Source organism: Aminobacterium sp. EBM-42 (genome assembly GCF_001896635.1).
Taxonomy (GTDB): Bacteria; Synergistota; Synergistia; order Synergistales; family Aminobacteriaceae; genus Aminobacterium; species Aminobacterium colombiense.
In genome coordinates this window covers 66,536-85,318 of record NZ_MPPC01000024.1, presented here as the reverse complement: position 1 = coordinate 85,318, position 18,783 = coordinate 66,536, and the positions used below count along the sequence as shown (strand labels likewise).

At 42.8% G+C, this 18,783-nt stretch carries 14 protein-coding genes; 5 read left to right on the top strand and 9 right to left on the bottom strand.

Annotation, left to right across the window (positions count from 1 at the left end; translation table 11 throughout):
• The first annotated feature begins 775 nt into the window (after window positions 1-775).
• On the top strand, window positions 776-1,972 hold the full coding sequence (locus BUC50_RS06755; protein ID WP_013048704.1) for a CaiB/BaiF CoA transferase family protein: 1,197 nt from the start codon (window positions 776-778) through the stop codon (window positions 1,970-1,972).
• Window positions 1,972-2,901 (top strand): hydroxymethylglutaryl-CoA lyase, encoded by a 930-nt coding sequence (locus tag BUC50_RS06750; protein WP_013048705.1) that lies wholly within the window; start codon window positions 1,972-1,974, stop codon window positions 2,899-2,901. Before BUC50_RS06755 ends, BUC50_RS06750 begins: the two co-directional genes overlap by 1 nt.
• Before the next feature lie 154 nt (window positions 2,902-3,055).
• Here the strand turns inward: BUC50_RS06750 and BUC50_RS06745 are convergent, their stop codons facing one another.
• From BUC50_RS06745 to BUC50_RS06720, 6 genes are all read right to left on the bottom strand, one after another.
• Window positions 3,056-4,144 carry an Ldh family oxidoreductase gene (locus tag BUC50_RS06745; protein WP_013048706.1) on the bottom strand — a complete coding sequence of 363 codons (1,089 nt, stop codon included), beginning with the start codon at window positions 4,142-4,144 and terminating at the stop codon, window positions 3,056-3,058.
• 205 nt (window positions 4,145-4,349) lie between these two features.
• The gene (locus BUC50_RS06740) at window positions 4,350-5,090 is read right to left on the bottom strand and encodes an outer membrane lipoprotein-sorting protein (RefSeq protein WP_273015502.1); all 741 of its coding nucleotides are present in this window, start codon (window positions 5,088-5,090) and stop codon (window positions 4,350-4,352) included.
• The gene (locus BUC50_RS06735) at window positions 5,087-6,361 is read right to left on the bottom strand and encodes an ABC transporter permease (protein ID WP_013048708.1); all 1,275 of its coding nucleotides are present in this window, start codon (window positions 6,359-6,361) and stop codon (window positions 5,087-5,089) included. The genes BUC50_RS06740 and BUC50_RS06735 overlap by 4 nt, the downstream gene beginning before the upstream one ends.
• Entirely contained in the window at window positions 6,358-7,530 is a 1,173-nt protein-coding gene (locus BUC50_RS06730; protein ID WP_286677263.1) for an ABC transporter permease, read from the bottom strand. Before BUC50_RS06730 ends, BUC50_RS06735 begins: the two co-directional genes overlap by 4 nt.
• Before the next feature lies 1 nt (window position 7,531).
• The gene (locus tag BUC50_RS06725) at window positions 7,532-8,230 is read right to left on the bottom strand and encodes an ABC transporter ATP-binding protein (RefSeq protein WP_213699953.1); all 699 of its coding nucleotides are present in this window, start codon (window positions 8,228-8,230) and stop codon (window positions 7,532-7,534) included.
• A 27-nt stretch (window positions 8,231-8,257) separates the two neighbouring features.
• Window positions 8,258-9,415: a hypothetical protein gene (locus tag BUC50_RS06720; RefSeq protein ID WP_286677262.1), complete on the bottom strand. Its 1,158-nt coding sequence runs from the start codon at window positions 9,413-9,415 to the stop codon at window positions 8,258-8,260.
• Between the two features lie 244 nt (window positions 9,416-9,659).
• Between BUC50_RS06720 and BUC50_RS06715 the strand changes: the two genes are divergently transcribed.
• The 3 genes from BUC50_RS06715 (at window position 9,660) to BUC50_RS06705 (ending at window position 13,698) form a co-directional block, all read left to right on the top strand.
• Window positions 9,660-12,047, top strand: coding sequence for a helicase HerA domain-containing protein (locus tag BUC50_RS06715; protein ID WP_286677261.1), 2,388 nt, complete (start codon window positions 9,660-9,662; stop codon window positions 12,045-12,047).
• Window positions 12,048-12,072: 25 nt separating this feature from the next.
• A complete protein-coding gene (locus BUC50_RS06710; RefSeq protein ID WP_286677260.1) occupies window positions 12,073-13,242 on the top strand; it encodes an FprA family A-type flavoprotein in 1,170 nt (389 codons plus the stop codon).
• A gap of 99 nt (window positions 13,243-13,341) precedes the next feature.
• The gene (locus tag BUC50_RS06705) at window positions 13,342-13,698 is read left to right on the top strand and encodes a DUF488 domain-containing protein (RefSeq protein WP_013048714.1); all 357 of its coding nucleotides are present in this window, start codon (window positions 13,342-13,344) and stop codon (window positions 13,696-13,698) included.
• Window positions 13,699-13,732: 34 nt separating this feature from the next.
• Here the strand turns inward: BUC50_RS06705 and BUC50_RS06700 are convergent, their stop codons facing one another.
• The 3 genes from BUC50_RS06700 to BUC50_RS06690 form a co-directional block, all read right to left on the bottom strand.
• A complete protein-coding gene (locus BUC50_RS06700; RefSeq protein ID WP_013048715.1) occupies window positions 13,733-14,854 on the bottom strand; it encodes a HigA family addiction module antitoxin in 1,122 nt (373 codons plus the stop codon).
• Between the two features lie 395 nt (window positions 14,855-15,249).
• A complete protein-coding gene (locus tag BUC50_RS06695; RefSeq protein ID WP_273015597.1) occupies window positions 15,250-15,378 on the bottom strand; it encodes a hypothetical protein in 129 nt (42 codons plus the stop codon).
• A gap of 75 nt (window positions 15,379-15,453) precedes the next feature.
• The gene (locus tag BUC50_RS06690) at window positions 15,454-18,513 is read right to left on the bottom strand and encodes an Eco57I restriction-modification methylase domain-containing protein (RefSeq protein WP_286677259.1); all 3,060 of its coding nucleotides are present in this window, start codon (window positions 18,511-18,513) and stop codon (window positions 15,454-15,456) included.
• Window positions 18,514-18,783: the final 270 nt, after the last annotated feature.

Here is an 18,783-nt window from a genome sequence, read left to right as displayed (position 1 = left end):
CTTCAAAACACCGCTAAAACAGCAGGATAAGAAACAAAAATTACCGTTTTTTGCCTATAGTGTCGACATATACTCTAAATAACTTCTTAAAATAAAATTTGACGACTAAAAAAGAAAACCCTGGTTTTTATTTTTCCTATTATTATTGTCATTTAGCACGCATCGTTTAGAGAATCTAATTAGCAGATTATCATTACAAAATATAAATATACGCGATGTAGTAAAAAACAAAGAAACTAGAAGACATCTGAGTTAAAAGAGCTCGTGCATCTCAATCATAGAGCGTATCCTCATTATCATCAGCTAGCTTTATTTTCATGATAGATAGGTGAAATGCATAATATTCCTTGTTCGACTTAATTGACAAAAAAGAATATAGATATATAATTTTGTCGACTATCAACAAAAGCGGTGACTGGATCTACCTGAGGTTTTTATTAGCAAAAATTTCTTTCCTGGAAGATTAAACCATTGCCCGCGAGATTGCAGATCACCTTAAAACAAGCAAAAACTTTATACTAGCCATCGCAAAGCAATGCGATTACTTCCTTCATGAAAATATGATTGCCAACAACCTCAATAAAAACTAGTTTCCCGTGAGAGTTTACCTTTCGAGCATTAAAATCGGATGCGTTTTTTATGAAACATTTAGATTGTGAGGAAAGAATATTACCTTAAATTTCACTAGTTCAATTTCCGAGGAGAATGAATGCTTTTCTATGTTTTTAAAATGAAACTTGTACTGTAAATATTACTGAAAGGGTGTGGAAATTTAATGGGGGTAAAAGGTGCACTAACAAATCTGAAGGTACTAGATCTCACGAGGGTATTGGCTGGGCCTTTCTGCACAATGATGCTTGCCGACATGGGGGCAGATGTTATAAAGATCGAGCAAGCAGGTCGAGGTGATGATACTCGTTTTATGGGCCCCTTTCAAAAGGGTGAAAGTGCCTATTATATAAACCTTAACAGAAATAAAAGGGGAATGACTCTTAATCTTAAAGATCCTGTGGGGAAAGAACTCTTTCTTAAAATGGTCAAGAAAGCAGACATTGTGACAGAAAATTTTCGTCCCGGCACAATGGAAAAACTAGGTATCGGTTATGAAACTCTGAAAGAAGTCAACCCACGCATCATTTATGCCGCTATTTCTGGATTTGGGCATACAGGGCCATACAAAATGCGCCCTGGATATGACATCATAGCCCAAGCTATGAGCGGTCTTATGAGCACTACTGGATGGCCTGGAGGAGAACCGACCCGTACAGGAACTGCAATGGGAGATGTTTTGGCAGGCCTTTCCTGTGCTATTGGCATTCTTGCTGCAGTCAATTCAAGAAATATAACTGGGATAGGCCAGAAAGTCGATATCGCCCTTGTAGACTCTGCAGTAGCGAGCCTCGAGATCATTAACATGATTTATCTTGTTGAAGGAAGGGTTCCACAAAGAATTGGCAATCGTTACGAGTCTACTTATCCTTACGATTCCTTCAAGGCTTCCGACGGTAGTCTTGTAATCGGAGCTGCTAACAATAAACTATGGCAAAGTCTTTGTCAGGTAATAGGAAAACCTGAGTTGGCAGAAGCCCCAGAATACCTTGAAGTCAAAGACCGTGTGGGGAAACACGAAGAACTCAAGGTTATTGTCGAAGAATGGACCATGAAACATACTGTCCAAGAAGCATTTGACTTAATAAATAAGGCTGGAATTCCTTGCGCTCCCATAATGACTATAGATAAAATCGTAAATGACCCCCACATAGCGGGAGACCGGGAAATGTTTGTTAAAACTAACCATCCGATAGCGGGAGAGCTGACGATAACTGGAAGCCATATTAAGCTTTCGGATACCCCCACCTCGATAAGAACTCACTCTCCTCTCCTTGGGCAGCATAATGCCGAGATACTAGAAGAACTTCTTGGCCTTGATATTGAAAAGGTCAAAGAATTAGAAGGGAAAGGTGTTCTTTAATGATGGACAAGCAGATCCCCCATTCGGCAACCATTCGTGAAGTATGTCCGAGAGACGGTTTTCAAAGTGTTAGGGACTTCATACCTACAGAAGATAAGGTAAAATTCATAAACACCTTGGTTGAAACTGGAATTTCAATAATGGAGGTTACATCCTTTGTAAGCCCTAAAGCCATCCCTCAAATGGCAGACGCAGCGGATGTAATGGAAGAGTTCAACAAGAGATGGAAGGACAAAGTAGATTCTGTAGTGCTTATTCCTAACCTTAGAGGCGCCGAAAACGCTCTTAAAGTTAACCCTGACTGGATCAACTTTGTACTGTCTGCCAGTGAATCTCACAACAAAGCAAACACCAAGAGAACCGTAGCCGAATCTCTAGAAGAGCTCAAAAGGGTAGCAGCAATAAAAGGAGAAACCAAACTATGCGTTTCTGTTGCTACCGCATTTGAATGCCCCTTTGAAGGCGCCGTTGATCCAGATAACGTGATCAGGGTTCTCGATGCCATATTCGAAATAGGAGTGCATGGAATTACACTTGCTGACACTATCGGAACTGCTAATCCATTCGAAGTGACTACGACACTTTCAAAAATCAGAGGAAAATACGGAAACTATCCATTCTTCCTTCACCTTCATGACACCCATGGAATGGCATTGGTGAACACTCTAGCAGCCTTGCATCTGGGATTCAACTGTTTTGATTCTGCTGCAGGAGGACTGGGTGGATGTCCCTTTGCTCCTGGCGCTGCTGGAAATGTTGCCACAGAAGACTTGGTCAATTTCTTAGAGAAAATTGGTGTCCATACTAACGTTGATCTTCTAAAAGTAATTTCTGCTGCAAGGAATATGAAGGCTTATGGCCTTAAAATAATGAGTCATCTTTCGGCAAGCAGTGTCGGGAAAGAAAGCGATAGTTGCCGTCAATTATAGATACGATGTAATCCAGAACACTTGGTAAAAACGAACAGGATGGGGCGGCTAGCCCCATTCCGGACTTTCACTGTATAGATACGTGCAAAAGAGCCCAGCCGCTGTTAATCGGCTGGGCTCTTTAACTTGCTTTCTATTTTCGTATATGCAGGTTTTAATTAAAGAGGCTGGGTATGTTGTAGTCCTTGGCAAAGCCCTCAAGAAGAGTGCACGTAGCTGCATCAAGAGGAACTCCATCCTTTATAGAAACAGCCCTGTTCCCCCATTCTTTTTCTCCGTGAACGTAGATTCTGTCATAGCCCGGTGCTCTTTCACTGTTCTGAATTTCAGTAAGAATAGAATCAACATGCTTTTTAATTTTTTCCGCATCTCCAAACAAATCAAGTCTGAAAACTGCAAAGAAATGGGCGGTTCCTGACCCTTCCCCACCTTGGAAAGTGTACCTGCTCCAGGTCCCAAGAGAAAGACCTGAACACAACAGCTCTACAAGAAGAGCAAGGCCATATCCTTTGTGACCGCCTAACATCTCGCCCTCTCCGCCAAGGTATAATTGCCCTCCAAAAGGCTCTTTAGAGAGAATAAGATCTTCAATATGACGGGCATCAGATGAGTTTTTACCATACTCATCCACGGCCCAGCCAATAGGCATCTCCTTCTTCCGTCTGCCATACACTTCAATCTTTCCGTGAGCAACTGTTGTGGTGGCCATATCGAGAAGGAATGATTCTTTATTATCTCTCGGTATAGCTACCGCTATAGGGTTTGTTCCAAGAAGCCTTTCTCTTCCCCCTGTTACAATGCCGCATTTAAGAGTGTTCGTGAAGGCCATGCCTATCATGTTGCGGGATGTCGCCATATCAGCCCAATAACCAGCTATCCCAAAATGGTTGGAATCTTTTACAGAACCAAAACAGACTCCTGATTCAAGCCCCTTTTTCAGGCACTTCTCCATAGTAAACTTTGATATATAGGGTCCTATTCCATGTTTCCCGTCTACAGAAAGAGAAACGGGGGTTTCATGAATAACTTCAGGTTCTGCTGCTGGCCTGGCGGATCCTCCCGCTACATTTCTCTTATACATCGCAAGGCGCGCAACCCCATGAGAAGGGATGCCCCTCGCGTCAGCTTCAACCAAAACCTTTGCGGTTATATCAGCCTGGGCCTGCGGGTAGCCAAAAGATTTAAGAACTTCAGTGGTAAATTCAAGCAACGTCTGAGCATCAACTTTTTTCAACTTCATCATTTATGCCTCCTCTGGAAGGGAATTCGCCCCTTTGGTTTCAACGTTCGTAGAATATCCTTGCCCCTAGGCCAGAATTTCTGGGCGATCAGGTAAACCAACAAGTTTTTCAAAAGCTTTCTTCGTGGATTCATCATCACCTGGCCCTTGTCAATGTCATCCCTTATTTTCTCTCCTTTGGGATAGATTGCCACTAACCACGTTCTGGCTATTTTCGCAATGATGCCTTAGAGAAGATGTAGTCAGGTATTTCAACGTTAAATTCAATAGCCTCTATGATAAATTCCGTACCCTCTCCTGAGGCCAGGGCATCTTTAACCGTAGCCTTCTTGGGATACCACCGATCTTGAACTTTGAAAACCTCGTCAATCAAAAAGGTTTTTAATAGTTTGCCGCTTTTGGCAAAACGATCCTCTCTCAGAGGAAGATAGTTTTCTTTATCTACCCACAATTTCCGAGAATGGTACGACAACCCTTCTTCTTTGGCAATGAGTTCAAGAACATAACAGTCTCGATTGCTGAAACTCTCTTCACCAACGAGCTCAACGTCGTACAAATTACTCAATTTGGGATCCTCCATATAATCTTCATAAGATATATCGGATCCCATCAAAGAACGCCTGAGCATATGGCCTGCTATTTTAATTGTACGGTCTGTGGTTGGCGTATATATCCATAGTTCATCGCCAAGCTTGAGCATTTTTGTCCCCTCGTCCCTGGGAGGGGAAAGGAATTCGCTGAACGCCTTATCCATACCCTGCACCCAGGATTGGGCCTGCATGGTTCGCGTGCCTCTACTTCCCTTTACGATCATGGTGCTTATAACCTTTCGGTTATCGGCAATATAGTTAGCATCCACTTTCTCAAGAATGCCAATGCCGGAAAGCTCTTCTCCGTAGGCAATGGCACAGTGGGTTATCAGTAATAACAAAAGGATCAATTTCTTCATATTTCCAGCTCCTTAATAAGTTGGGCCGTTTCTCTCTTATAGATGCCTATGCCAGCAAACATGGCCCCCAGAACAGAGGCAAAAACTCCCGGCAAGAATCCTATAATGTAACTGGCTGGCGTCACCTGGGCTCGTATGACATTTGATATGAACATGCTGGATTTAGGCATCATTTCACCAAAGTCTATTCCCGTGTATTGCATGTAATACGAAATGGCGAGTCCTAAAGCGGTTCCTAAAATTGACCCTATGAGCCCAATGATCAATGATTCAACTATCATCCCGCGGTATAAATGCCCCTTCGATTCACCCATGGCAAGGCGAACCCCAATTTCTCCGTATCGACGCAGGCCATTCATCAAACCAGAGTTCCAAAGAACAATAGACATGGCCAAAACAAAAATACCAACAATAATACTTGCTACGGCTCCGGCATATCGCAAGTATTCCTCAAAATTATCCTGCTGACCAAGGGATGTCATTAGAGGAGAAAAATCATTATCTTCCCTTGCAAATTCCTTATTAAACCGCTGAGCCACCTTTTTCATACGATCATTTGAGTAAAGCATATCCTGCGTATACCCCACGATTTCACTTGCGCTATCCGCCATGTCAAGAGCATTTTGCACATCTCTGATATCAGCGATTACAGTGCCTCTATCCATGGGAATCATGCCGAAAAACACCGTCCCGGCAACTTTAAAGTTATAAAATGCCATAGATCCATACATGGTTGATCCAATAAGGGTCACGGTGCCGCCTATATCCACACCAAGTTTTTTTGCAAATTCATCGCTTATCAATATTTCGTTTGGCTGGCTGGGGTAATGGCCTCGCACAATGGATTTCTCTATATTGAAAAGTTCCTTTTCGGGAGTGTTTTCGCCAAAAAGATCTATTCCCAGGCCAAAGGCGGGACCCTGAGCCTTCGTTTCTCCCCTTTCGTCTGGGATATCAAGAAGCCCTCCAAAACGAATTCTCGCAGTCCATAACATGTTCTCTTCATTGTTTTTCAGCCAAGAGAGCAGGTCTTCTACTCCCATGATGGCCAAATCATTGGGGATCTGGTCTGAGAGTTCTTTGTATGCTTTTGTCATAACCTTTACATGGCCCGTATCAAACTTCGCCGTGGAGCTTATCAAATCCCCCATGGCTCCTTCCATGAAACAGTAGAGGAATACAGTTAAGAAAACCCCGGCGGTGACCATAAGAACGGGGAACAGGCTGCGTGAGCGGTCTCTCATTAATCCCTTCAGAATAAAAATAATCATGATATTTTCCCCTTTAACGCTTCTGTGGGCTGGAGCTTTGCGATTTTGCTCGAGGGCAAAAAGCTGATAATCGTTACGATCACCATAAGAAAGACCATTGTTCCTAAAACAAGCTCTGCTGAGTATATGGGGTAAAGTTTATCTGAAAGGGCGAAACCATATCCCTCTACTATCTGGGGTATAGACAGCCCCTTTTCAGAGAGGAAAGATAAAAGAGGCATTCCGAAAATCAATGAAACGCAAATCGCCAGCACTCCCTGAATCACGCCTTCCATAGTAAAAAGCATAACTACCTGCATTCTTGTCATGCCTAAGGCTATTAATGTTCCAATCTCCTTTTTTCGCCTGAAGATAGAGAGCACCTGTGTATCAAAAATTGCGAGCATGCCCAGGAATAACAAAATTATGTAAATAATTGAAGCGGAAATTCGTTTCGTCTTTATCATTTCGGTAAGGTCTCTTATTAAAAAGGCCTGCGTATTAAAATGCCATGGGGGGAACGTTTCTATCTGGTCGATATTCTGGCTAACGACGACTATAGAGGCTTCATTCTCCAAAGCCGTCATTTGACGCAGCTCTTCAAGGGGCACCCACAAGATTCCGCTATCAATAGTGGGAACCTGAGTGTCCATAATGTGCACTACTCTCCCTTCCATGGCATCAAAGGTTCCGTGAACATCCCTCCAGCGTATTGTCACATAGTCGCCAATGGAAAGGTTTTTGTTCTTCGCCATTCTTTTACCTATAAGGATGGGCAATTCGCCCTCTTTACCATAAAGGGTGTGGGAAGGAATGTTTAAAATTGTCTGTGAAGGCTCGATGCCTCTAAGCTCCGCAGCCTGGGCTCGCCCCAAAAGATAGATCGTCGCCTGACGGATAAGGATGGGCACAGCTTTTTTATTTTCTATCATTTGCACCAGACCATTTGGGATAATGCCGTGGCCATCATCAATGGACAGCACATCGTATGGATCATAATTCTGGTGCCAGTATTGCCCTCCAGCCACCTCATCTTCGATCATAACTCTGGAACTTTGGGCAAGAATGCCTGTGTAGAGGCCCTGAAAGCCCACGATAACAATAAATGTCAGGGCAAGAACAGCCACATTGAGCCACGTTCTGAGGCCAGCCTCTTTAATGTTTCTGAACGCCAGTTTCGCGCCAAGCATCCTAGTGGGCTCCTTCAGAAATTATTTCATCCTGCGCGACCCGTCCATCGAACAAATGGATCTTCCTCCTGAGATATTTCATCACCTTTTCATCATGGGTGGCAAAAATAAAGGTGGTTTCAAGTTCTTTGTTGAGCCTCACCATCATTTCCAAAATATTGTAAGAGTTTTCACTGTCGAGATTAGCGGTAGGTTCATCAGCTAAGATCAATTCTGGTCGTTTCACTACGGCCCTGGCCACCGCCACCCGCTGACACTCCCCTCCAGAAAGCTGCGAAGGCCTCGAATCGATCTTGTCTGTCAAGCCAAGCCACTCCAGGGCATCAAATATCTTTTCCTTCCTTTCCTTTTGAGGCATTTTAAGAAGCAATAGGGGAAATTCTATATTTTCGTAAACGTTATAGACAGGAAAAAGGTTGTACGTCTGAAAAATAAAACCGATATGGTGGTTCCGCAATTGAGCGGATTCCTTATGGGACAAGTTTTCTACATTCCTGTCTATTACAACAACGCTGCCCTCTGAGGGAGCATCAAGAGCGCCAATAATGTTTAACAGCGTAGTCTTGCCAGAGCCGCTGGGCCCAATCAATCCGCAGAATTCACCCTTTTTAAATTCGAGATCGACGCTGCTGAGAGCCGTAAACGTATGATCCCCCATAGGATACCTCTTTGTCAGCCCTTTTATATTCACTATCGGCATCAACAGACCCCCTTTATGCCACGTACGTTAATAATTATACAATATAGTGCACATTATGCCTGTTCCGGAGTAAACGCTCTCAGTATCACAGCTATTGTGAAAGGCAGTCACGTTTATAAGCCAGTCGTCGTAGGTGCGCTGCCAGCTCAGGTTGGGGTACAGCTCGTCTTTTTGCCAGTCATAATATGCAATGAGTGTAATGGTATCGAGAACACTCGTGCTGAAATCCACTGAGATTGCCGATATTCGAGAGTCGGTTTCCAGTTCCCTTATACCGCTGCCAGTGGATCGCAAATAATGTTCCCCGAGAATGTGAACGCCCGGGCCAATATCGAAGGTATAGTCGGCCCCAATAGTGAGATGCCTCGTCCAAAGGGAATGACTGGAATCCTTTTTTAACTCACTGAAAGCAGCTTCGAACCATAAGCCTATGCCAATATCAAAGCTGCCGTCTATAGCATAACGGTTCTCCACTCCGCCCATAAGTATGTCTGGCTGAATTCTACTCCACCAGTGTTTATCAACCCGTCTGTTGTGGTACGTAAAAGCCATTTCCCCCTTTGGAACAGGAAACTCATACCTGAAGCCATACTCCACCCTATCCCCATCTGTTTTAAAGGTTTCCAGCCCTTTTAGATCATCATTGCCGTATAGCCCCCATATCCAGATGTTCGAGTTGTTGAGAAAGTAGTATCGGCCAAGAAGGGCATATACACCATCTGTAATATTCAATGGATCTCGCGGATCAAGCTGATCAAACCATTTGAGAGAACGGAGTATGCGGGCCGGTCCGAAATTTATCCTCTGAAGACCAAGGCGCACCTCGTATCGATCGCCGGATAATCGCCCCCAAGCTCGGTACAAATCTACGTCAAAATTATCCCCCACCTCTTTAAATGAATCGAAGGTGGTGTGCGTATGAATATCCAGGGAAAGAAGGGCATCAATCGTAAGCGCATCGCTAATACTCCCGCTCCAGGTCACCTCAGGAATATATCTGAACCCCATTTGCCCGTCTATGTTGTCATTATAAACTCCCCAGAGGGAGACCTGCCCTTGATGTTCAAAAGCGTTAACGGAGGCAAAGTGAAGAGGCGAAACAAAAAGAAGCACAAAAACAAGCGTTGTTCTCATATATTTTCGCTTATCTTTTCTATCTGAAAAAAGCTTCTTTAAGGATTTCATGCACACAAGACCCTCCTATTTAATTTGCAGGCAAGATCTTTAAAGAATATACACGAGGCGGATATGAAGAGTTGTGCCGTTCAACGTACAAGACATAGCACAGAGAATTGTTTATGTAAGAATATCACTCTGAAACCATCTTGTGCAAACTTTGTTAACTGATATAAATATGGTACTTTATAATAAATATTAGAGAAATAGATTATAGTAGTGCATAGACATTGGAGTAACAGGAGGGATGATGATGGAAAACTTCGAACTCATGGGCAAATTCTATCTGGGGAAAGAAATAGAACCCCAAAGTGGTAAAGTGAGCGATAATTTAGTGCTTTATGATTCAAAGGACCTGACAACCCATGGAATGATCATAGGGATGACAGGCAGCGGAAAGACCGGCCTTGGCATAGCCCTTCTGGAAGAAGCCCTCATGGATAACATTCCCGTAATAGCCATCGACCCCAAAGGGGACATTACCAACCTTCTTCTATCATTTCCAGAACAGCGGTCAGAAGATTTTCTGCCATGGATCAACATAGAAAATGCGACTGCAGAAGGTTTTCCCCCTTCTGAATATGCTGCCAGGGAGGCAGAAAAATGGAAAAAGGGCCTTGCCGGGTGGGGAATAGACGGTGACAGAATAAAAAAGATGAGGGAATCTGTCAGCTTCAGTATCTATACTCCGGGAAGCAATTCTGGCATAAAAGTAAACGTGCTCGGGTCTTTCAGATGCCCCTCTGAAAAAATCATCAACGATCATGACCTTTTTTTAGAAAAGGTTCAAAACACTACATCCACACTCCTCTCTCTTCTAAACATTGAATCTGACCCCCTCTCCGGAAGGGAACACCTTCTCATATCAAAGATATTTGAGCAAAGCTGGAGAAACGGCAAAGATGTAGATTTGCCAATGATCATAAATGGAATTCAGACCCCTCCTTTTGCCCAAATTGGAGTTATGCCCACAGACACCTTTTACCCCCCAAGCGAGCGGTTCAAACTGGCACTTGCTCTGAACCAGATATTGGCGTCCCCAGCCTTTAACCAATGGATGACCGGAGTTCCCCTTGAAATAGGCAGCTTCCTTCACTCTCCCGAAGGGAAGCCCCGGGCCTCGATATTTACAGTTTCACACCTCTCTGACAACGAAAGAATGTTCTTTATTTCCATGGTCCTCAACGAAATAGTCGGGTGGATGCGAACTCAGACCGGAACCCCAAGCCTTCGAGCCATTCTTTACATTGATGAGGTATTTGGGTATATGCCTCCCGTAAAAGAACCACCTTCAAAAAAACCTCTCATCACCCTGCTCAAGCAAGCTAGGGCCTTCGGTATCGGAGTTGTTTTAGCTACCCAGAACCCCGTGGATCTGGATTACAAAGGACTTTCAAACATAGGAACCTGGTTTATAGGGCGCCTTCAGACCCAGCGAGATAAAGACCGCGTACTCGAAGGGTTGGAGCGGCTCGAAAATGCGTCAGGGTATGACCGCCAATTTCTCGACAAGGCCATAACGGGTTTGAAGAAAAGAGAGTTCCTCCTCAACAATGTTCACGAAAACAGCCCTTCTATTTTTACTTCACGATGGGCCATGTCATATCTCAGAGGGCCGCTCACCCGGGAGCAGATATCTTCTATTATGGAAGAAAGAAAAGAAGAACCCCATGTTGAAGGGGCTAAACCGGCCATGGAAAGAACCAGAGGCGTAAAAGGATACACCTCCCCTGTTAAGCCGGCCATCTCACCTGATGTCAATGAATTCTTTGTTGATCTTCCTGTCACATCCGATTCCTGGGCATATAAACCCTTTATCGTAGGTAGCGGTGACATTTACTATTCGAACCCAAAACTGGGCATTGAAGAAAGAATCGCCTGCCTATTGGGGGCAGAAGCCCCACACAATACCCTTGAACCAAACTGGGAGAACGCCCTTGAACTTGATGAGGGGGATCTTTGCAGAGAGGGCAACGAGCAATTGAAGTTTCTTGAGCTTCCGGCAGCTATGGCTAATCCCAGCAATTATAAAAAGTGGGAAAAAGCCTTTCAACGATGGATACGTCAGAATAAACCTCTTGTAATCTTCAAAAATCAGTCTTTGAAACTAGCCAGTTCACCCGGAGAAGGCAGAGGGGATTTTGAAATACGGGTTGAGGAAGCCCTGAGAGAAAAAAGGGATATGGAAATTGAAAAACTAAGAAAAAAATATGACAGTAAAATGGCGACCCTCCAAAAACAGCTCATGGCGGCAGAACAAGCCATTGCAAGAGAAAGCGAACAGGCCAAGAACAGAAACATCGATACTGTCATATCCTTTGGCTCAGCCATTGCAAGCGCTCTGCTCGGCAGAAAAAGCCTTACTGCCACTTCCACTTATAGAATGGGCTCCGCCCTTTCAAAAGCGGGCAAGCTCAAAAAAGAAAAGATGGACATAGCAAGAGCCGAAGAAAAAACCCAATTCATACAAGAACAATTAGCCGCTCTTGAAGCAAGTTTGAATGAAGAAATAGAGAAACTTACAGAAAGCATGGAGAAATACAGGGAGGCAACCCAGGAACATCTTGTCCGTCCCCAAAGCACCAATATTAACATCAAGGTCTTTGGGCTCGCCTGGGTTCCTGTGGAAATAGAAAACTGAGAAAAGAGAAAGGGAGGCAGTGCCTATGAAGCCGAGGAACATAAGCGACAGAGTTCAATGGATGGGAGCAATTGACTGGAACAGAAGACTTTTCGATTCTCTAATCCCCCTACCCGACGGAACCAGTTATAACGTCTACTTTGTTCAGGGGTCTGAAAAGACAGCCCTAATCGACACAGTAGACCCTGCCAAAGTAGATATTCTGCTTGAACAGCTGAAGGATATTCCCCATATTGACTATCTTATATCCCATCATACCGAGCAGGACCATTCTGGATCCATTCCTGTGATTCTTGAAAAATACCCTGAGGCAAAACTGGTCTGTTCACAGAAAGCCAAAGAGTTGCTCATCGATCACCTATGCGTTGCCGAAGAAAGAATCAAAATCGTTGAAGATGGCGAAACCCTATCACTGGGAGACCGCAACCTGACCTTTATTTACACCCCCTGGGTCCATTGGCCCGAAACCATGGTTACATACCTGAAGGAGGAAAAGATTCTTTTTACCTGCGACTTCTTCGGATCCCATCTTGCGACATCAGACCTCTACGCAGGGGACGACCCCTATGTGTGCGAGGCTGCAAAACGCTACTATGCGGAGATTATGATGCCCTTCCGCACAATAATCAGAAAAAACATGGAAAAGATCGAGAATCTCGACTTTGAGCTTATCGCCCCCAGCCACGGCCCAATCTACGATAAGCCCCAATGCATCCTCGACCATTATCGCGACTGGATTTCTGACAAGGTCTCTAACAAAGTGGTAATCCCCTACATCTCTATGCATGGAAGCACAGAGAGAATGGTGGATTACCTTGTAAGCTCTCTAGCGGAGCGGGGTATCAAAGTTGAGAAATTCGAGTTGTCCTCAACGGATATTGGCAAGCTTGCCATGGCCCTGGTGGACGCTGCCACCATCGTAATCGGAACGCCGACAGTGCACTACGGGCCTCATCCTGTAGTCTTCTCTGTAACCCAGCTCGCCAACGCATTAAAACCAAAGGTTAAATATGCGGCTATTATCGGTTCCTACGGCTGGGGAACCAAAGCGGTGGAACAGATCGCCGGATTAATTCCGAATCTGAAGGTAGAAGTGCTCGACACCATCATGTGCAAAGGCTTCCCACGGAAAGAAGACCTGAAAGCATTAGATGCCCTTGCCGACAAAATAAAGGAGAAACACTCACAGCTATAGACAAAACCTGCTTGCAAAACAGCGCGTAGATAGAGGCCGCATGAGCCAGTGGTGCGGCCTCCTTTTTAAAGCAAGCACTTCAACACCAGGAGGAAGAACATGGTTATATCGCTGAAAAGAATCTATGAAGAGCCAGATGTCAATGATGGATACCGCATTCTTGTGGATCGCCTGTGGCCCAGAGGCCTATCAAAAGAAAAGGCAAAAGTGGATGAATGGATGAAGGAAGTCGCCCCATCTAACAGCCTTCGCAAGGCTTTCCACAGCGGAGACCTTAGCTGGGAGGATTTTGAAAAGCAATACATAGAAGAGCTAGAAAACCAGCATGACACCCTTCGTGCCCTTGTAATTCGCGCAAAATCTGAAAAAGTAACCCTGCTCTACAGCTCAAAAAACAATGAACAAAACAACGCAACTGTGTTGAAAGAGTATGTGGAGCGGATGAGCATGAAATAAAAGAAAAACCTTGTCCAATGGCGTACTCCTTGAGCTAGGTGAAAATTATCGTATATTTTGTTTTTAAATAATTAAATTTGCTATAATGCACATACTCATCTTTTTGCAGTCTTCCAAGCACAATACCCGGGTGTACATCAATCATTTCGGCAAATCGTTTTATGCTCTGCTCAGTAAAAATCCGAGATTGTACGTACTCAAGATATTTTCCCCTAGGGATGAGAGTCTCCCTTGCGAATTCATCTGCTTCAGCTTCTAATTTCCGAATCAAATTCCCCGTCTGAGACATACTATCTTCTGTCACTATAGTCATCGTTTTTCTTCGTTGTAAAACATGTTTTATCTCATGAAATAAAGAAAACCAGAAAATATCAGATGATTTCAACCTATCGCTTATTGCTAACAACACTTTTTGATCGTTGTACCACTTCACTGCTCCATGTATTCCAGAAGATGGCAGATGAGGCAAGGTTACAAACGCAACGCCACAAGATTTGAAAATTCCATTTAGCCTTGGATAAAATACTTGAGGGTCTTTTATAGTCATCGTTCTTATTTCTGGAATTTTAGATTCCAGTTTCTTTTTATCATATGGGGCCACATCGATTTCTTTTCCAATATTTATAGCCGTCTGGAGCCATGCATTGGAATTAACCCTATTTTTTATATTTGGATTCTCAATGTTGTTTCTAAAATCGACTAGGAAATGCTCTTGGCTCAATAGAGAAAGAGAGGATATCTTAAAGTACTTACAAAGATTCTTTATCTTCTCTGTAACTCTTCTCTCTTCTGGCACTACACCTAATGCCGCAAAATACTTATATTGAATCATTTTGGCATATTCTTTTTCTTCTTCTAATTTCTTTTCTTCTTCGATTTCGATACATTTCTCTTCGTATTTAGCTTGCAAATTTAACCATAGACCTGCACTCGTACCAAGCATTATGGATAACTTCATCGCCAGGTTTTCAGATAAAGAAGCTGACCCGGCCAAGACATTACTCAAATGTTTTGGAGATGTCCCCACCCTTTTTGCAAATTCATCCTGTGTTATTTCCATATCATCAATTAGTTCTTTCAAGTAGCAACCCGGATGAAAAGCTAAAATATCACCATATTCTATTCTGCTCGCATCGATAATTTTAGTTTTACTCATAATGAGGACTCACCTCCAAAATCTCCACCACTTTTATCATTTTCCAACCAACTTTTATTACCTATTTGGTAATATTTTCTTATATATTTTATCATAAAAAAAGCACAGACATGTAAAAGACTATTTCAAAACTTGGCTATAGATTCACGCCATTGGAATAATAAAACGATCTCTGAGAAAACAAAACAAGAGGGGGCGTTGAAACTTCCCAAATGGGAATTTGGCCCTAGCGCTGATGCGGCAATATTTTGCCGCATGGCATCGACGAAATGGGGCTCAAGGAATATATGGATATGGAGCGACTCAACAAACATATTGGTTACTATATTACCTCTTTAGACACTTCTAAGTGTGCCTCGATAATCTTATCCAGCCGCAGTTTAATATTCTTAAAATCAGTGTTTAAATCGAGTGTTTTTACACTGATTTGATTCCCGCCCATCATACTTTTCATCTGTCCAGTGCTCAGGAAAGTATTGTTTACAGGCAACAATAACAGCAACCAAACTGTCGCTATTAATCATCAATGCCCCTCCTCTATTTTTTCTTGCGACATTAGGTATGCCTCATAACTGATCTTTTCAGATCTTCGTAATTAGTTATAAAGAGCCGCTTCCTTCCACAATGGCTATTTCTTCAGGGGTAAGGTCGTAGAGTTTATAGACGAGCTGATCGATTTGTTTTTCCAGCTCCTGTGTATCAACACTTATGATTTGTTTTTTAGCGGTTAATATTTCGTCCGTTAACTCTTCTATCTTATCTATAACAGAACTGTTTTGAGGAATAATCGGAAGGACTGGTAGAAGCTCCACGTATATTTTTTTCCATCTGTTAGTTCCTGTTCCTGAAGAGGCGCAAATCGTATCAAAATACCAGTTTATAAGAGATGAGTTCAAACATCCCGCCAAATATTTGGATCTCGAATGTGTCATCAAAAATGTTGTTGCTTCTGTATAGATTCCACTTTCAACACAAGAAAAACGCCCTTCATCAACAAGCTCAATCCAAACAACCTTCTCTTTCTCAAATTCAGAGTAATATGCAATAGTATCTTGTGTTTCAAACCACTTGTTATTCGTTAATTTACGAGCGTTGATGTTCAGTTTGGGGTATTTTTTACCGGATTGCTCTAGTTGTCGAATATCAAAATTATTGAGCAGATAATTCTTAACAGCAGGGTATTCTTCGATATCTAAATGTAAAGATGGAAATGTTGCTATCAACCACAATCCCGCCCACTCATAGCTATACCGTTTGATATCCCGTCCCCTTAATATTGGCTTTAGAATTTCTGCACTTTTGGGGTCTTCCGCAACAAGCCGGTCACGGGTTGCCGTGTCAATAATAAAAGCTTCGTTAAGACCTGTTTTTATACCATAATTGATTTTTACATCCCATTCCCTCAAGGGCTTGCCCATTCTTTCTATTTTCTCTCTTAGCTTTAGCTCTGCATTACTGCCTATAAACCAGGTATCCTGGCTAAGATCCTTTAACGTCACACCGTTTGTCTGTAAAGCTGACAAGATATTAAGGTTAGAATCATCTTCACGAGAAAGAGTTGCTGCTTGCAAACTATTTTTATTCTTATTTTTTTGGATAATCAATATATTGGTATCTACTGTTGCAGAATCAAAAATACCCGGCCCCAGATCTATTAATTGCAAAGGATTGTATTCCAAAAAAAAGCGCCGGAGTTTTTCCCCATAGGCAGCACGCATCCATTTGTTGGAAGTGATAAAAACGAGGTGTCCGCATTTTTTGAGTATATCCATGCCTTTTTCATAAAAAAGGCAGTATATGTCGCCATTGGCATTATGAACTTCAAAGTTTTGACTCTTATAGGCATTTTGCAGCGGATTACCTCGTAATTTTTGGAGTTGAATATATGGTGGGTTGGCAATTACAACATCAAAACCGCCATTTTGACTGAAAACTTCAGAAAAATTGATCTTATAATCTATGGTGATTTTATAACCAAGGTTTCCTTCAGTGTTTTTGAAAAGGCCGAAGATAGCCTCGTCTATCCTATTGCGCAAGTTCCGTTTTTTATTTGGGTCAACTTCATCAAAAAACTGCCTCTTGAACTCTTCCACTTTGTCAAGCCCTCTTGGTGTATAGGGATAACCTAATAAAGAATCACCGCAAACAATCTTATAATCAAGGTTAGGAAGAGGTTTAATGTCATCCATATCATCTTCATCCACAATGAGGGAGAGCCACAGACGCAATTTAGCAATCTCAACAGCGCCTGGATCAATATCTACACCATAGAGAGTGTGTTCAATACAGTGGCGCTTGAAGTTGTATTTTGTACGAGGGCCTTCTTGAATGAACGTTGAAAGTACTTTTCGTATTCTCACTATTTCGTTCATCATCCCAACTGGAAAAGCACCTGAGCCTACTGCTGGGTCGCATACGGTGATCTCTGCTAACTTCTGATCGATCAGGGCTGCGTTATTGCGGATAGCTTCGGGCATTTTGTGCGAGTACGTACGTGTTTCTCTTCCTTCATTTATAACGCGGGCTTCGTTTTGTCTAACCTGTTCGCCGCTATAAATAAGAGTTTCAATATCTTTCCTGCCTATTTTAGGTATGGTTCTATCTTCAACAGTCAGATTTAACTGCTCATTTCCAAAAGCGAAAATTTGAGTTCCGTCTTTTCCGTGGTAAGGAGCTTCTTTATTCAGCTCGGTATAGAGATAATTAACGAGACTTTGCTGGCACATATAATGAACAATTTCACGGGGGGTGTAATAAACTCCGAATTTTTTATTAAACTTGGTTTCCTCGCCACTTTTGCCGCTCTTCAATGCTTTTTTAAACTCATCGAAATTATCAGGGCGGATTGCATTGAATTTTTCATATGTCTTGCCCAGCAGTTCCGGATCAATGGCTACTTCTTTTTCCAGAGGCTCATCTTCCTTCACGGTAAAGTTATAGCGATCGAAGATATCTAAAATTCCGTCGCCGATATCTCCCTCTCTGGTTTTCCTGGTATTTGAAAACAAGGTATTAGGGAGGTTTATATCAGTGTGTACCCAATCGTAATTGCCGATAGGATCGAATAAACCACCATTTAGAAAGGGAATCTTGCAGTCAAATCGGCTGTAATAATCATCGGAGGAACTGCGATCAATACGTAAAGCTTCATAGAAGAGAGGCTCCAGAACATCATTAAAAAAATTGTTATACTGGCAACGTTTTTTCTCAAATAATTCACGAAGAAAATGCTTGGAACCAGTTCCCCAATCTTCATCGCGCCCAACACCGAACCAGCCTTTTTTCTGAAGAAAGTAAAGAAATACGATTTGGCCAAGCAATTTCTTTGCGAAGTTTACCGTATCTACACCATTGGCTTCAAAATTTTCTTTGATTTTCAGGTCTTTTTTTACAATGCGGTCTAGTTCTTCTTTAGTGCGGATGAAAAGGTCACGGTATTTAAGGAAAAACTCTTTGGTAACTGTTTCTATGTCAAAAGCATTTTCCAGCTCTTCAAGGCTGGGGGCATGTTCGTCATTTGCCAGTATGGTTACCAACCGGCTCTGGGCGGTATGGCTTTTTTCATTGACCCCAACGAGAAATGACCATCTCCTGGCTGGAGTAAATTCTTCACTTACACTTACACTTCCGGAAGGTAGTTGTTTAAACGTATAGTCCATTCTGACCAGAGAAAAGCGCCAGTCCTCTTCTTCTGGAGAAACATAAGCAACAAGGGCCGCATCTTTTATGCTTTTTCTGCCATATTTTCCCTGGAGGTATCCAGCGATAAAATTTCGTTGCGCAGTCCTGGCACGCTCAATAGATTTCTCTTTCTGTAAAGTGACGATAAGAATATCAATCCGATTTTTGCCATCGCTGTACGTTCCTACCCGTTCATATTTTCTGATGTGCTGCTTGTAGGCATCACGGATGTACTGACCATGAAGGTT

Bases quoted from the DNA above. Each gene is read 5' to 3' on its own strand.
- BUC50_RS06755 (WP_013048704.1), top strand. From the start codon at position 776: ATGGGGGTAAAAGGTGCACTAACAAATCTGAAGGTACTAGATCTCACG.
- BUC50_RS06750 (WP_013048705.1), top strand. From the start codon at position 1,972: ATGATGGACAAGCAGATCCCCCATTCGGCAACCATTCGTGAAGTATGT.
- BUC50_RS06745 (WP_013048706.1), bottom strand. From the start codon at position 4,144: ATGATGAAGTTGAAAAAAGTTGATGCTCAGACGTTGCTTGAATTTACC.
- BUC50_RS06740 (WP_273015502.1), bottom strand. From the start codon at position 5,090: ATGAAGAAATTGATCCTTTTGTTATTACTGATAACCCACTGTGCCATT.
- BUC50_RS06735 (WP_013048708.1), bottom strand. From the start codon at position 6,361: ATGATTATTTTTATTCTGAAGGGATTAATGAGAGACCGCTCACGCAGC.
- BUC50_RS06730 (WP_286677263.1), bottom strand. From the start codon at position 7,530: ATGCTTGGCGCGAAACTGGCGTTCAGAAACATTAAAGAGGCTGGCCTC.
- BUC50_RS06725 (WP_213699953.1), bottom strand. From the start codon at position 8,230: ATGCCGATAGTGAATATAAAAGGGCTGACAAAGAGGTATCCTATGGGG.
- BUC50_RS06720 (WP_286677262.1), bottom strand. From the start codon at position 9,415: ATGAAATCCTTAAAGAAGCTTTTTTCAGATAGAAAAGATAAGCGAAAA.
- BUC50_RS06715 (WP_286677261.1), top strand. From the start codon at position 9,660: ATGGAAAACTTCGAACTCATGGGCAAATTCTATCTGGGGAAAGAAATA.
- BUC50_RS06710 (WP_286677260.1), top strand. From the start codon at position 12,073: ATGAAGCCGAGGAACATAAGCGACAGAGTTCAATGGATGGGAGCAATT.
- BUC50_RS06705 (WP_013048714.1), top strand. From the start codon at position 13,342: ATGGTTATATCGCTGAAAAGAATCTATGAAGAGCCAGATGTCAATGAT.
- BUC50_RS06700 (WP_013048715.1), bottom strand. From the start codon at position 14,854: ATGAGTAAAACTAAAATTATCGATGCGAGCAGAATAGAATATGGTGAT.
- BUC50_RS06695 (WP_273015597.1), bottom strand. From the start codon at position 15,378: ATGATTAATAGCGACAGTTTGGTTGCTGTTATTGTTGCCTGTAAACAA.
- BUC50_RS06690 (WP_286677259.1), bottom strand. From the start codon at position 18,513: ATGGACTATACGTTTAAACAACTACCTTCCGGAAGTGTAAGTGTAAGT.